The organism is Streptomyces sp. NBC_00009, from assembly GCF_045040855.1.
In the GTDB taxonomy this organism is placed as follows: Bacteria; Actinomycetota; Actinomycetes; order Streptomycetales; family Streptomycetaceae; genus Streptomyces; species Streptomyces aureus.
Genome location: NZ_CP108312.1, coordinates 1,288,175 through 1,302,120 on the forward strand (window position 1 = coordinate 1,288,175; position 13,946 = coordinate 1,302,120).

The following is a 13,946-nucleotide window of genomic DNA, read 5'->3' on the forward strand; positions in this document are numbered from 1 at the left end:
GGCCTCCGCCGACGATGAGCTGTCCGTACGTACGAGTACGGGCCTCGCCGGCCTCGCGAGCCTCGCGGCGGACAACGGGGCACGCCTCGTCATCGTGAACGCCGAGCCGTCGCCGTACGACGACGCCAGGCCGCCGAGGTCGTGCGGGAACCGATCGGACGGCGCTCCCCCGGCTCCTCGCCGAGCTGACCCCGTACGGGATCCCGTGTAGGGGGTGCCGCTAGAACAGCGCCGCGCCCTGTTCGAAGTCGAGGAGGCGCTGCTTGCGCTCCAGGCCGCCGCCGTAGCCGGTCAGGCCGCCGCTCGCGCCGATGACGCGGTGGCAGGGGACGATGACACCGACGGGGTTCTTGCCGTTGGCGAGGCCCACCGCGCGGGACGCGTTCGCGTTGCCGAGGGCCTCGGCGAGCTCCCCGTAGGTACGGGTCTCCCCGTACGGGATGCGCTGGAGCTGCTCCCAGACGCTGCGCTGGAACGGGGTGCCTTCGAGGCGCAGCGGCAGGTCGAACTCTTTCAACTCGCCCTGGAAATAGGCTTCCAGCTGGTCGACGACCGCCCCGAAGGGCCGGCCGTCACGCTCCCCGAAGGTCTCCTCGGCGGGGCGGTGGCGCTGGTCGGTCATGTAGAGGCCGCTGAGCGTGCCGTCGGTGGCGACGAGCGTGAGCGGCCCGTAGAGGCTGTCGAGGACGTGGTGCTGCTTACCGGTCATGGTGCCGAGTCCCTTACACGGGGAGGAAGTTGATCGGGTGGTCGTCGGTGGCCCACAGGTACTGGACGGCGTACGCGCGCCAGGGGCGCCAGGAAGCGGCGCGCGCGGTGAGCGCGGCCGGGGTGTGGGGCAGCCCCGACTCCTGTGCGGCGCGCCGCATTCCGAGGTCGGTCGGCAGGAAGGCGTCCGGGTCGCCGAGGGCGCGCATCGCGATGACCTCGACCGTCCAGGGCCCGAAGCCGGGCAGCGCCATGAGCCGGTCGCGGGCCTCGTCCCAGTCGCTCTCGGGGCCGAGGACGAGGGTGCCCTCCGCGAGTTCGCGCACCAGTGTGGTCAAGGTGGTGCGGCGGCTGCGCGGCAGGGCGAGCGCCTCGGGGTCGAGGGCCGCCAGGGCCTCCGGTGAGGGGAAGAGGTGGGTGAGGCCGCCCTCGGGGTCGTCGACGGGCTCGCCGTGCGCGGTGACGAGGCGGGCGGCGTGGGTGCGGGCGGCGGCCGTGGACACCTGCTGGCCGAGCACGGCGCGGACCGCGAACTCGGGCTCGTCGACGGTGCGCGGCACCCGGCGGCCCGGCGCCTTGTCGACGAGCGGCGCGAGCAGCGGGTCGGCGCGCAGCTGCTCGTCGACGGCGACGGGGTCGGCGTCCAGGTCGAGCATGCGGCGGCAGCGGCTGATCGCGACGGTCAGATCGCGCTGGTCGGTGAGGACGAGGCGGCAGCCGATGTGGTCGGGGGCGGGTGTGAGGGTCACGATGCCGTGCCCGTAGGGGAGGCGCAGCGTGCGCCGGTACGCGCCGTCGCGCCACTCCTCGACGCCCGGTACGGCGGTCGCGGCGAGGTGGCCGAAGAGGTTGTCGGGGTTGAGCGGGGCGCGGAACGGGAGGCGCAGCGTGATCGCGCCGGGTGCCGACGCGCCGTTCCTGGGCGCGCGGGTGCGCAGCTCGCTCGGGGAGAGCGCGAAGACCTCGCGGACCGTGTCGTTGAAGGTGCGGATCGAGGAGAAGCCGGCGGCGAAGGCGATGTCGGCCATCGGCAGCTCGGTCGTTTCTACGAGGATGCGCGCGGTCTGGGCGCGCTGGGCGCGGGCCAGGGCGAGCGGGCCCGCGCCCAGCTCGGCGAGGAGCTGGCGCTCGACCTGGCGGGTGCTGTAGCCGAGGCGTCCGGCGAGGCCGGGGACGCCCTCGCGGTCGACGACGCCGTCGCCGATGAGGCGCATGGCGCGGGCCACCAGGTCGGCGCGCCGGTTCCACTCCGGGGAGCCGGGGCTCGTGTCGGGGCGGCAGCGCTTGCAGGCCCGGAATCCGGCCTGCTGACAGGCCGCGGCGCTGGGCAGGAAGGTCATGTTCTCGGGCTTCGGAGGCACTACCGGGCAGCTGGGCCTGCAGTAGATCCGGGTCGTCAGGACGGCGGTGAAGAACCAGCCGTCGAAGCGGGCGTCCTTGGACTGGACGGCCCGGACGCATCGGTCGGTGTCGGTGTGCATGAAGCAAGCATGGCCGAGGGCCGCCGCCCCGGCTGGCGAGAATCCGACATCAACGTGTGCGCCGGTCCGGCCCTCGACGGAGAGCTGTCACTCGGCGAGAGCCTCCGCGAAGGCCGCGTACGCCCTGTCGTCGAAGAGGACGAACCGCACCTCTTCGACCGGCGGCCCGGCGACCTCCCGCACGGTGCGGACCGCGATGCGCGCCCCGTCGTCCAGCGGCCAGCCGTAGATCCCGGTCGAGATCGCGGGGAAGGCCACGGTCCGGGCGCCGAGCCCGGCCGCCACACGCAGCGACTCGCGGTAGCAGGAGGCGAGCAGTTCGGACCGGTCCAGGGAAGCGGACCACACCGGGCCGACGGTGTGGATCACATGCCCGGCGTCGAGGTTCCCGGCCGTCGTGGCGACCGCCTGCCCGGTGGCCAGGCCCTTGCCGTAGTAGGAGGCGCGGAGTCTGCGGCACTCGGCGAGGATCTCGGGGCCGCCGCGCCGGTGGATCGCGCCGTCGACCCCGCCGCCGCCGAGCAGCGAGGAGTTGGCCGCGTTCACGATCGCGTCGGCGGTCTCGGCGGTGATGTCGCCCTTGACCAGGGTGATTCGGGTCATGACGCGCGGATCCTCCTCCACACGGCCTTGGCCGCGTTGTGCCCGGACATGCCGTGGACGCCCGGCCCCGGCGGGCTCGCGGACGAGCAGATGAAGACGGCGGGGTGCGGCGTCGTGTACGGCGACAGGGACAGCTTGGGCCGCAGCAGCAGCTGGAGACCGCTCACCGCGCCGCAGGCGATGTCACCGCCCACATAGTTCGCGTTCCGTGCGGCCAGCTCGGGCGGTCCCGCCGTGGCCCGCGCCAGGATCCGTTCGCGGAACCCGGGCGCGAAGCGCTCCAGCTGCCGCTCGACGGCGTCGGTGAGGTCGCCGTCCCAGCCGCTCGGGACATGCCCGTACGCCCAGAAGACGTGCTTGCCCGCCGGGGCCCTGGAGGGGTCCATGACACTGGGCTGGACGGTGATGAGGAAGGGCTTGTCCGGGGCGCGGCCCTCGCGGGACGCGGCGCGCAGGGCCGCCGCGATGTCGCGGCTGCCGGGCCCGACCTGGACGGTGCCCGCGCTCCGGGCCTCCTTCGCCGTCCACGGCACGGGTCCGTCGAGCGCGTAGTCGAGCTTGAAGACGCTCGCGCCGTACCGGAAGCGCTCGTAGTAGCTGCCGAGCCCGGCGATGCGGGCGAGCGCCGTGGGCGAGGTGTCGAAGATGTAGGCGCGGGCGGGCGGCAGGTCGTCGAGGCGCTTGATCTCGTAGTTCGTGTGGACGGCTCCGCCGAGGTCCTTGAGGTACGCGGTGAGCGCGTCGGAGATCGACTGTGAGCCGCCGCGGGCGACGGGCCAGCCGCGCGCGTGGCCGGCGAGCGCGAAGACGAGGCCGACGGCTCCCGTGCCGAGGCCGCCGAGCGGGGCGATGGCGTGGGCGACTAGGCCGGAGAACAGGGCGCGCGCCCGGTCGTCGCGGAAGCGGCGCATCAGCCATGTGGACGGCGGAAGCCCCGTGAGCCCGAAGCGTGCCAGGGTGAGCGGGTCGCGCGGCAGGGTGGTCAGCGGCAGCGCCATGAAGTCCCGCACGAGGGCGTCCCACTTGGGCAGGAGGGGTGCGACGAGCCGGCGGTAGGTGCCCGCGTCGTGCGGCCCGAACGAGGCGGCCGTCTCGGCGACGGAGCGTGACAGCACGGCCGCGCTGCCGTCGGGGAAGGGGTGCGCCATGGGGAGCTCGGCGTGCAGCCACTCCAGGCCGTACCGGTCCAGCGGCATGTCCCTGAACGCGGGCGAGTTGATCCCCAGAGGGTGAGCGGCCGAGCACGGGTCGTGGCGGAATCCGGGGAGGGTGAGCTCCTCGGTGCGCGCGCCTCCGCCGACGGTGTCCCTGGCCTCGAAGACGGCCACGGAGAGGCCTCGGCGGGCCAGCTCCACGGCAGCGGTCAGTCCGTTCGGTCCCGCACCCACGACGACGGCATCGAGCATCGACGGCACCTTCGGACTCCTTTGTCAGCCGAGGCCACTGGCCGCCAGGATATGCCGGAGGGCTGACAGAGCCGGGGCGCGGGGCGTTCCCGGACGGGCTGCGCGAAGGAGCGCCGAGGGTCGGCGCAGGTCATGGGCGCGGGCGCCCCCAGGGCACCCGCCAGGGCCCCGGCCGCCGGGTCACTCTCCGCCGAGCAGGTCCACCACGCGCCGGGCGGTGGCCTTGTCCCGGGCCGCCGTGAACGGCAGTGCGTTCCCCCCGGTGATCCGGAAGGGTTCGCCCGCCTTCGTCAGGTGCGTGCCGCCCGCCTCCTCCACGAGGAGCAGCCCCGCGGCGTGGTCCCAGGCGGCTTCCCACGAGAAGGCGGTGGCGTCCAACTCGCCACGGGCGACGGCCAGATACTCGAGGCCGGCCGAGCCGCACGGGCGCGGGCGCACGCCGTCGGTCCACAGGCCCAGGAGGTCGCGCTTCTGCGCGTCCGTCGTGTAGTCGGGGTGCGACGTCGCCACGTCGATGGGCTCGTCCGCACCGGGCGAACCGGCGTGCAGCGCCTCGCCGTTGAGCCAGGCCCCCTTGCCGCGGACCGCTACGGCGAACTCGCCGAGCGCGGGTGCGAACGTCCAGGAGGCGAGGACCGTGCCGTGCTGGGCGAGCGCGACGAGCATGCAGAACCCGGGGTCCCCGTGGACGAACTGGCGGGTGCCGTCGACCGGGTCGACGATCCACACCGGGGCGTCCTCGCCTATCGCGTCGTAGACCGTGTAGTCGGCGTGCACCGCCTCCTCGCCGACCACGACGGAGCCGGGCAGCAGGGCGCCCAGCTCTCGGGTCAGATATTCCTCGGCCAGCCGGTCGGCCGTGGTCACGAGGTCGTGCGGGCCGCTCTTCTGGGCGACGTCACCCTCGGCGAGCTGCCGGAAGCGGGGCATCACCTCTGCAGCAGCGGCGGCGCGCACAGCGCGCTCCACCTCGGTGACCCCGTGTACGAGAAAGTCGTCGATGCTTTCCGTCGTTTCCTGTGCTTCGATCATGCGTCCATGAGAGCACGCTCCACTGACAATTCGTACCCGCCCGGTGTACGAGGGGTGGAATCCCCGTGAATACCGCGGAACCCCACCCCTGATCCGTCCGTACACGGCCTGATCGGTCAGCGGCCGACGGCGTACCCCTGCATCCCGCGCGGGTTGGCCGCGGCCGACAGGACGCCGGTCTCCGGGTCGCGGGCGACGGCGCACAGGCGGCCCTCCGACCAGGGCTCGCCGACCGTCACGTCGTGGCCGCGGCGGCGCAGCTCCTCGATGACGTCCTCGCCGACGCGGGACTCGACGGTGACGCTGCCGGGCCGCATGCCGCGCGGGTAGAAGGAGCCGGGGAAGGAGTCGTTGTGCCAGTTCGGGGCGTCGACGGCGCCCTGGAGGTCGAGCCCCCCGCGCACGGCCGCGCGCAGGGCGACGGCGAGGAAGAAGTGGACCTGCCACTGGTCCTGCTGGTCGCCTCCGGGCGTGCCGAACGCGAGGACCGGCACCCCGTCCTTCAGGGCGAGCGAGGGCGTCAGCGTCGTACGGGGACGGCGTCCCGGCGTGAGCGAGTTCGGCAGGTCCTCCTCCAGCCAGGCCATCTGGAGACGGGTGCCGAGCGGGAAGCCGAGCTCGGGCACGACGGGGTTCGACTGGAGCCAGCCGCCGGAGGGCGTCGCGGCGACCATGTTGCCCCAGCGGTCGACGATGTCGAGGTGGCAGGTGTCGCCACGGGTCGCGCCGTCCGCGGCGACCTCCTGGTCACCGCTCTTGGCGACGGTGGGCTCACCGGCACCGGCGCCCGCTATCCCCATGGCGTCGAACCCCTCGTCCCCCGCGGCCACGGCGTGCGCGTGCGCGGAGATCCGGGGCTCGGTGCCGCGCGGGCTGCCCGGCCGCAGCTCGTGGGACGCCTTGTCGCCGATGAGGGCGCGGCGCGCGGCGTTGTACTCGTCGGACAGGAGCTCGGCGACGGGCACGCCCTCAGGGCCGGCGTCCCCGTACCAGGCCTCGCGGTCGGCCATGGCGAGCTTGCAGCCCTCGATGAGCAGGTGGACGTACTCGGCGGAGCCGTAGGCGGGCAGCTCTGCGGGGAGGAGGGCGAGCTGCTGGAGGAAGGCGGGGCCCTGGCTCCAGCCGCCGGCCTTGCACAGGGTCCAGCCGTTCCAGTCGTACGTGGCGGGCGCCTCGTAGGTCGCGGACCAGCCGGCCAGGTCGGCGGCGGTGAGCGTGCCGGTGTGGTGGGTGCCGCTGGTGTCCATGGTGGGGCGGCCGGCCTGCCGGACGAGAGCCTCGGCGATGAAGCCCTCGCGCCAGATCGCGCGGGCGGCCTCGATCTCGGCGACCCGCTTGTCGCCGGCGTCACCCGCGATCTCCTCGGCCTCCTCGATGACGCGTCGCCACGTCGCGGCGAGCTGCGGATTGCGGAAGAGCTCACCGGGCTTCGGCGAGGCGCCGTCCTTGAGGTAGACCTCGGCCGAGGAGGGCCACTCGTTCTCGAAGAGGGCGCGCACGGTCTCGACGGTCTCGCCGACGCGCTCCACGGGCGCGTGCCCGCCCTCCGCGTACCCGATCGCGTAACTCAGCACCTCTGCCAGGGACTTGGTGCCGTGGTCCTTGAGGAGGAGCATCCAGGCATCGAAGGCGCCGGGCACGGCGGCGGCCAGGGGGCCGGTGCCGGGGACGAGGTCCAGGCCGAGGGAGCGGTAGTGGGCGACGGTGGCCCCGGCGGGCGCGACGCCCTGCCCGCACAGGACGCTCACGTCCTCGCCGACGGGGGCGAGGATGATCGGGACCTCACCGGCGGGGCCGTTCAGGTGCGGTTCGACGACGTGCAGGACGAAGCCCGCGGCGACGGCGGCGTCGTAGGCGTTGCCACCGCTCTCCAGGACGGCCATGGCCGACTGGGAGGCGAGCCAGTGGGTGGACGAGACCATGCCGAAGGTGCCTTGCAGGGTCGGCCGGGTGGTGAACAAGGGTGGTGCTCCTCGGGCGTCAGGCGGATGCGGGGCGGCTGTGAGGGATCGTACGAAGTGAGGTGTCGGCGTCCGCGGGACGGGGTGCCGCGGCGTCGGGGGCGGCGCCGTCGTCGGCGACGAGGTGGCAGGACACCTCGCGGCCGCTGTCCGTGCCTTCGAGGGTGCGCAGGGCCGGGACCTCGGTGCGGCAGCGGTCGACGGCGAGCGGGCAGCGCGTGTGGAAGCGGCAGCCGGGCGGGGGCGCCAGCGGGCTGGGGAGTTCGCCGCTGAGGACGATCCGTTCGCGGGTGCGCTGGGTGACCGGGTCGGGCACGGGCGCCGCGGACAGGAGGGCCTGTGTGTAGGGGTGCTTGGGGTCGGCGAACAGCTCGGCGGTGGGGGCCTGTTCGACGATCTGGCCGAGGTACATGACCGCGATCCGGTCGGCGAGGTACTCGACGGCGGCGAGGTCGTGGGTGATGAACAGGCAGCCGAAGCCGCGGTCGCGCTGGAGATCGGCGAGCAGGTTGAGGACGGACGCCTGGACGGACACGTCGAGGGCGGAGGTCGGCTCGTCGGCGACGAGGAGCGCCGGGTCGACCGACAGGGCGCGGGCGATGGAGATGCGCTGGCGCTGGCCGCCGGACAGCTCGTGCGGATGCCGGTCGGCGTGCTCGGGACGCAGGCCCACCTGGGCGAGGAGTTCCGCCACGCGCGCGCGTGCCGCCTCGCCCTTCGCGATGCCGTGCAGCCGCAGCGGTTCGGCGACGATCTGCCCGACGGTCATGCGCGGGTCGAGGGACGACGAGGGGTCCTGGAAGACGAGGTGGAAGTCCTTGCGCAGGGGGCGCAGGGCGCGCCGGGACATGGTCGTCACGTCGGTGCCGTTGATGCGTACGGTGCCGCCGGTGGGCTCGTCGAGGCGTACGGCGCAGCGTCCGACGGTGGACTTGCCGCTGCCCGACTCGCCGACGAGGCCGAGGACTTCGCCGCGGCCGACGGTCAGGGTGACGCCGTCGGCGGCGCGTACGGTGCCGCCCGGCGCGGTGAAGTGCCGCTCCAGAGCGTCTAGTTGCAGGACCGGGGTGCTCACTGTGCGGCCTCCTGGAGGGTGTTCGGGTGCCAGCAGGCGGTCAGGTGCGGGGCGCCGTCTCCGGCGTCGTCGGTGACGGACTTGAAGCCGGGCCTGGCCGTCGTGCACCGCTCGTCGGCGCGGGCGCAGCGCGGGGCGAAGGTGCAGGCGTCGGGCTGGGAGTCGAGGCTCGGCACGAGGCCGGGGATCTCGGGCAGGCGCCGCTTGCCGCCACCGTCCGCGGCGGCCGAGGCGCCGGGCCGCAGGACCGCCGAGAGGAGTCCGTGGGTGTACGGGTGGCGGGGCGCCGCGAACAGCTCGTCCACGGGGGCCTGTTCGACGGGCCGGCCCGCGTACATGACGAGGACGCGGTCGGCGATGTCGGCGACGACGCCGAGGTCGTGCGTGATGAGGACGATCGCCGTGCCGAGGCGTTCGCGCAGCGACTGGAGGACCTCCAGGATGCCCGCCTGCACGGTGACGTCGAGGGCGGTGGTCGGCTCGTCGGCGATGAGGACGGCCGGGTCGCAGGCGACCGCGATGGCGATCATCACGCGCTGGCGCATACCGCCGGAGAGCTGGTGCGGGTACTCGTCGACGCGCTGGGCCGGGGCGGGGATGCCCACGAGGTCCAGGAGTTCGACGGCACGCGCGCGTGCCTCCCTCTTGCTCAGGCCCTGGTGGCGGCGGAGCACCTCGCCGATCTGCCGGCCGATGGTGAGGACCGGGTTCAGGGAGGTCATCGGCTCCTGGAAGATCATCGCGATGTCCTTGCCGCGGATCTTCCCGTACGCCTTGTCGTCGCCGCCCGCGAGTTCGCGTGTCCCGAGCCTGATCGACCCGGTGATGTGCGCGGTGGGCGGGAGCAGGCCCATGACGGCCATGGAGGCGACGGACTTGCCACAGCCCGACTCGCCCACCACGGCGAGGACTTCACCGGCCGCGAGGTCGTACGAGACGTGGTCGACGGCGTGGACGGTGCGGGCGTCCGAACGGAAGGACACCGAGAGGTCTCGGACACTCAGCACGGGGTCGGGGCTCATCGGGTCGCTCCACGGGGGTCGAGTACGTCGCGCAGGCCGTCGCCGAGCAGGTTGAACGCCAGGGTCGCGGCGACGACGGCGAGGCCGGGGAAGACCGCCATCCAGGGCGCGGGGGCGAGGAAGGCCTGGGCGGAGGACAGCATCACGCCGAGGGACGGCTCGGGCGGCTGGACGCCGAGGCCGAGGAAGCTCAGGAGAGCCTCGCCGATGATCGCGGCCGGGATGCCGACGGTGGCCTGGACGACGAGCGCCGAGGTCGCGTTGGGGAGGATGTGGCGGAACAGGACGGTGCCGTCCCCTCCCCCGTTGGCGACGGCCGCGGCAACGTAGTCGACGTGCTTGAGCCGCAGTGTCTCCGCGCGGGTGATGCGGATGACGGCCGGGATCTGCGAGATGCCGATCGCGATGGTCGCGTTGGTGAGGGACGGGCCGAGGACGGCGGCGAGACCGACAGCCAGGACCAGGAAGGGGAACGCGAGCATCGTGTCGGTGACGCGCGAGACGACGCTGTCGGCGAGCTTGCCGTAGTAGCCGGCTAGCAGCCCGAGGGGGACGCCGACGACGAACGCGAGGATCACCGCGAGGACGCCGACCTGCATGGACGCGCGGGCGCCGAACACGACGCGGGAGAGCTGGTCGCGTCCGAGGTCGTCGGTGCCGAGCCAGTGCGACCAGTCCGGCGCGGCGAGCACGTTGCCGAAGTCGGGCTGCGCCGGGTCGTACGGGGCGACGAGCGGGGCGAGGAGCGCGGCAAGGACGAAGACTCCGGCGATGACACCGCCGGTCATCGCGAGCCGGTTCTTGCGCAGGGCGCGCAGCTTGGCGCTGCCCGCGGCACGCGAACGGACAGCTGTCAGGGAAAGGGCCGTGGTCACTTGGCGCCTCCGAGCCGGATGCGCGGGTCGATGACCGAGTACGCGACGTCGACCAGCAGGTTGATGAGGATGTAGGCGGCGGAGGTGCACAGCACCACGCCCTGGAGGGTCGCGTAGTCGCGGGTGAAGACGGCGTCGATGGTGAGTTTGCCGAAGCCGGGCAGGACGAAGATCTGCTCGGTGACGACGGCGCCCGAGATGAGGTGACCGAGCTGGAGTCCGAGCACGGTCACCACGGTGACCAGGGAGTTCCTCAGCGCGTGGCCGCCGATGACCTCGCGGCGCGTCAGGCCCTTGGCGCGGGCGGTGCGCACGTAGTCGGCGGAGAGGGAGTCGAGCATCGCGGCCCTGGTCTGCCGCATGACGACGGCGGCGAGCCCCGAGCCGAGGACGATCGCCGGCAGCACCATGCGGCGCAGGTTGTCGAGCGGGTCGGTGCCGAAGGGGACGTATCCGGAGGCGGCGAAGACCGGGACGGCGATGGCGAACGCGAGGACCAGGACCATGCCGAGCCAGAAGGTGGGGACCGACAGGCCGAGCAGGGCGAGGCCGTTGGCGATCCACTCGGCGGGCCTGCCGCGGCGGACGGCGGCGACGATGCCCGCGCCGATGCCGAGGACGACCGCCAACAGGAGGGAGAGCGCGGCGAGTTCGAGGGTGACGGGCAAGGCCTGGCCGATGGCGTCGGAGACCGGCAGGCCGGTGCGCGACGAGGTGCCGAGGTCGCCGGTGAGGGCGTGCCCGATGAACCGGCCGTACTGGATGACGATGTTGTCGTCGAGCCCGTACTCGGCGCGGATCGCGGCGAGCGCGGCGGGGCTGCGCTCCTCGCCCGCGAGTGCGAGGGCCGGGTCGCCGGGCAGCGCGCGGATGCCGGCGAAGACGACGACCGAGACGAGGAAGAGGGTGATGACGGACTGACGTACGCGGGTCAGCACGTACGCGGCCATCGGATGCCCCGCGAGGAAGGCGAACCGCGCCTTCGGCAGGGTTGCTTGAGCGGTCGTCACTTGGTGTACCCCGCAGTCTTCACGCGGACCAGGCCGTCGCCGTAGACGCGGATGCCCGCGATGCCCTTGCCGGCGACGACGTAGTTCTTCTGGCGGTAGAGGTAGACGAGGGCGTGCAGGCCTGCGGCTCGGCTCGTCAACTCGTCGTAGATCTTGTTCCGTTGGGCGGGGTCGGCCTCGCTGCGGCCGCGGGCGATGAGCCGGTCGATGTCCGGGTCGGAGAGGCCGTAGGCGTTCATCGCGCCGCGCGTCTGGAGGAAGCTGGCGATGTTGCCGTCCGGGTCGAGGCGTCCCGACCAGCCGCTGGTGAACGCGTCGTAGTGCCCGGCGTCCGTCTCCTCGAGCATCGTCGCGTACTCGGTGGGCCGCAGCGAGATCTCGAACCCGGCCTCCTTGGCCATGGCCTGGACGACCTGGCCGAGACGGCTGTTCTCGGGCGTGGTGGACGTCTTGAGTTCGATCTTGAGCGGGGTCTTCACGCCCGCCGCCTTGAGCAGCCGCTTCGCCTTGGCGACATCGCGCTTGGGGCAGGCGGAGGCCGCGGCGCCGGGCGCGATGGCGGATTCGGGTGAGACGGGCCCGCAGGCGGGCTCGTACATGCCCTGGAAGACGACCTTGTTGATCAGGTCGCGGTCGATGGACAGCTCGAAGGCCTCCCGCACGCGCACGTCGCGGGCGAGGGGGGTGTCGAGCTTGCCGGGCTTCTCACCGAGGCCCTTGACGTTGCCGACGTTGAGCCCGATGCCCTGGTAGCCGAGCGAGGGCGAGTTGAACAGCTGGAGCTTGGGCTCGGTGAGCGCGCTCTTCACGTCCACGGGGGCCATCTGGTCGCCGACCTGGATGTCGCCGGAGCGCAGGTTGGCGAGGCGGACGCTGCCGTCGGGGATCGGCTTGTAGATCACCTTGTCGAGGTGGACGTCGCGCGCGTCGTAGTAGTTCGGGTCCTTGGCGAGCACGATGCGGTCGCCGCCGACGCGCTCGACGAACTTGAACGGGCCTACACAGGAGGGGTGGTTGGTGAAGTTCTTGCCGTACTTCTTGAGCGCGGCCGGGGACATCACCATGCCGGAGCGGTCGGCGAGCACGGCGCTGAGCGGGACGTAGGCCTGCTTGAGGGTGAGCTTCACGGAGTACGCGCCGGTGGCCTCGGCGTCCTTGAGCGGGGCGAGTTCGGTGGCGCGGGCCGATCCCGGCAGGTCGCGGTGGCGCAGCAGCGAGGTGACGACGGCGGCCGCGTCGAGGGAGGTGCCGTCGCTGAACTTCAGGCCCTTGCGGACGGAGAAGGTGACGGTGCGGCCGTCGGGCGAGGTCTTCGGCAGAGCGGTGGCGAGCTGCGGGACGACCTTGCCCGCCTCGTCGACGTCGTAGAGCTTCTCGCACATCCCGGCGAAGACCGTGCGGCCTACGAGGGTCTGGGCGAGCGAGGGGTCGAGTTTGTCCGGGTCCGCGTTGAGGGCGACGGTGAGCGTGCCGCCGTCCCGTACGGGCCGGTCGTCGGTCATGCGCTCCCCGCCGACCTCGGTGGCCGAGGACTGGAGGGAGCCGCAGCCCGCCGTTGTGGACAACACCAGGGCAACTGCCGTGCAGGCAACCGCTGTTCGGCGCACGAGGAGATACCTCCGCCAGGGGACGAGTGTGCGGGACATCCTGTGGGTGATCCGTGTGTGATCAAGGAATACCGCAGAACGTATTTCGCATACAGTCCACAGGCAAGAGGGTTGTCCGCATGGCGGAACGCATTTGATGAAGATTGAATAACCGGCCCCGACAAAGAAGGTCACAAGGCCCCAACCGGCCGGAACGGGCACCCCCGACCGGAACGGGCACAGGATGTCGGGTCCGCGACCATGGGTCCTCCCTAGCGTGAGCGATGTCAACAGGAAGGAGCCCGGGGTGCTTGACCGGCTCAACGAAGCCATGGACCACATCGAGCGCCACCTCGACCAGCGCATCGAGATCAGCGAGCTGGCCCGGATCGCCGCGACGTCGGAGTACCACTTCCGGCGGATGTTCTCCGCGCTCGCGGGGCTGCCGCTCTCCGAGTACATCCGGCGCAGGCGGCTGACCGTCGCGGGCGCGGAGGTGCTCTCCGGGGAGCCGACGCTCCTCGAGATCGCGGTGCGCTACGGCTACGGCTCGGGCGAGGCGTTCGCGCGGGCCTTCCGGGGCCTGCACGGCGTGGGCCCCGGCGAGGCCAGGCGGACCGGTGCGGCCCTGCGGTCCCAGCCCCGGATGTCCTTCCGGCTCATCATCGAAGGGAGCAGCACCATGCGATACCGAGTGACGGAGAAGCCCGAGTTCCATGTGGTCGGCAGGAAGGCACGGGTCCCCCTCGTCCACGAGGGCATGAATCCGGCGATCGCCGACTTCATCCGGGGCATCGACAAGGAGACCGTGCGCCGGATCCACGCGCTGTCCGACCAGGAGCCCGAGGGGATCGTCTCGGTGAGCGACGACCTCGACCCGAGCCGCGCGGAGGGCACCGAACTCGACTACTACCACGCGGTGGTGGCCTCCGCCGCCGGCCCCGACGACCTGGACACCCTCGCCGTCCCGGCGGGCACGTGGGCCGTCTTCGACAGCTCGGGCCCGTTCCCGCAGACGCTCCAGCATCTGTGGCGGGACGTGTTCACCCAGTGGTTCCCGTCCAACCCGTACCGGAGCAGGCCCGGCCCCGAGATCCTCAGCACACGCCTGTCACCCGACGCGGCGCAGGCGGACGCGCAGCTGTGGATCCCGGTCGAGCGGGAGTAACACGCCTCGTAGCGACGCG

The 13,946-nt window shown here is 72.5% G+C and carries 12 protein-coding genes and 1 pseudogene; 2 read left to right on the forward strand and 11 right to left on the reverse strand.

The features are described from left to right. Positions 1 to 46: 46 nt before the first annotated feature. Positions 47 to 189, forward strand: a pseudogene (locus tag OHA58_RS05815) (NAD-dependent deacetylase); the annotation flags it as partial. 31 nt (positions 190 to 220) lie between these two features. Here the strand turns inward: OHA58_RS05815 and OHA58_RS05820 are convergent. The 11 genes from OHA58_RS05820 to OHA58_RS05870 all read right to left on the reverse strand — a co-directional run bounded on the left by OHA58_RS05820 (position 221) and on the right by OHA58_RS05870 (position 12,741). Then, positions 221 to 709: a methylated-DNA--[protein]-cysteine S-methyltransferase gene (locus tag OHA58_RS05820; protein WP_405477080.1), complete on the reverse strand. Its 489-nt coding sequence runs from the start codon at positions 707 to 709 to the stop codon at positions 221 to 223. Between the two features lie 13 nt (positions 710 to 722). Next, positions 723 to 2,189 carry an AlkA N-terminal domain-containing protein gene (locus OHA58_RS05825; protein WP_405477082.1) on the reverse strand — a complete coding sequence of 489 codons (1,467 nt, stop codon included), beginning with the start codon at positions 2,187 to 2,189 and terminating at the stop codon, positions 723 to 725. Positions 2,190 to 2,276: 87 nt separating this feature from the next. Further along, the gene (locus OHA58_RS05830; RefSeq protein ID WP_405477084.1) at positions 2,277 to 2,792 is read right to left on the reverse strand and encodes an O-acetyl-ADP-ribose deacetylase; all 516 of its coding nucleotides are present in this window, start codon (positions 2,790 to 2,792) and stop codon (positions 2,277 to 2,279) included. Then, positions 2,789 to 4,198 carry a phytoene desaturase family protein gene (locus OHA58_RS05835; protein WP_405484803.1) on the reverse strand — a complete coding sequence of 470 codons (1,410 nt, stop codon included), beginning with the start codon at positions 4,196 to 4,198 and terminating at the stop codon, positions 2,789 to 2,791. Before OHA58_RS05835 ends, OHA58_RS05830 begins: the two co-directional genes overlap by 4 nt. 180 nt (positions 4,199 to 4,378) lie before the next feature. Further along, a complete protein-coding gene (locus tag OHA58_RS05840) occupies positions 4,379 to 5,230 on the reverse strand; it encodes an inositol monophosphatase family protein (protein ID WP_405477086.1) in 852 nt (283 codons plus the stop codon). A 116-nt stretch (positions 5,231 to 5,346) separates the two neighbouring features. Beyond that, positions 5,347 to 7,191, reverse strand: a complete 1,845-nt coding sequence (locus OHA58_RS05845; RefSeq protein ID WP_405477087.1) for a gamma-glutamyltransferase family protein — start codon at positions 7,189 to 7,191, stop codon at positions 5,347 to 5,349. Positions 7,192 to 7,210: 19 nt separating this feature from the next. After that, entirely contained in the window at positions 7,211 to 8,266 is a 1,056-nt protein-coding gene (locus OHA58_RS05850; RefSeq protein ID WP_405477089.1) for an ABC transporter ATP-binding protein, read from the reverse strand. After that, entirely contained in the window at positions 8,263 to 9,288 is a 1,026-nt protein-coding gene (locus OHA58_RS05855) for an ABC transporter ATP-binding protein (RefSeq protein WP_405477091.1), read from the reverse strand. Before OHA58_RS05855 ends, OHA58_RS05850 begins: the two co-directional genes overlap by 4 nt. Beyond that, complete coding sequence (locus OHA58_RS05860; RefSeq protein ID WP_383985189.1) at positions 9,285 to 10,145, reverse strand: ABC transporter permease; 861 nt, start codon at positions 10,143 to 10,145, stop codon at positions 9,285 to 9,287. The genes OHA58_RS05855 and OHA58_RS05860 overlap by 4 nt, the downstream gene beginning before the upstream one ends. 14 nt (positions 10,146 to 10,159) lie before the next feature. After that, positions 10,160 to 11,113: an ABC transporter permease gene (locus OHA58_RS05865; protein ID WP_405484806.1), complete on the reverse strand. Its 954-nt coding sequence runs from the start codon at positions 11,111 to 11,113 to the stop codon at positions 10,160 to 10,162. A gap of 56 nt (positions 11,114 to 11,169) precedes the next feature. Beyond that, positions 11,170 to 12,741, reverse strand: coding sequence for an ABC transporter substrate-binding protein (locus OHA58_RS05870; protein WP_405477093.1), 1,572 nt, complete (start codon positions 12,739 to 12,741; stop codon positions 11,170 to 11,172). Positions 12,742 to 13,066: 325 nt separating this feature from the next. On the opposite strand from OHA58_RS05870, the gene OHA58_RS05875 reads away from it, so the two are divergent. Further along, the gene (locus OHA58_RS05875) at positions 13,067 to 13,927 is read left to right on the forward strand and encodes a GyrI-like domain-containing protein (protein WP_405477095.1); all 861 of its coding nucleotides are present in this window, start codon (positions 13,067 to 13,069) and stop codon (positions 13,925 to 13,927) included. The last annotated feature ends 19 nt before the right edge of the window (positions 13,928 to 13,946 follow it).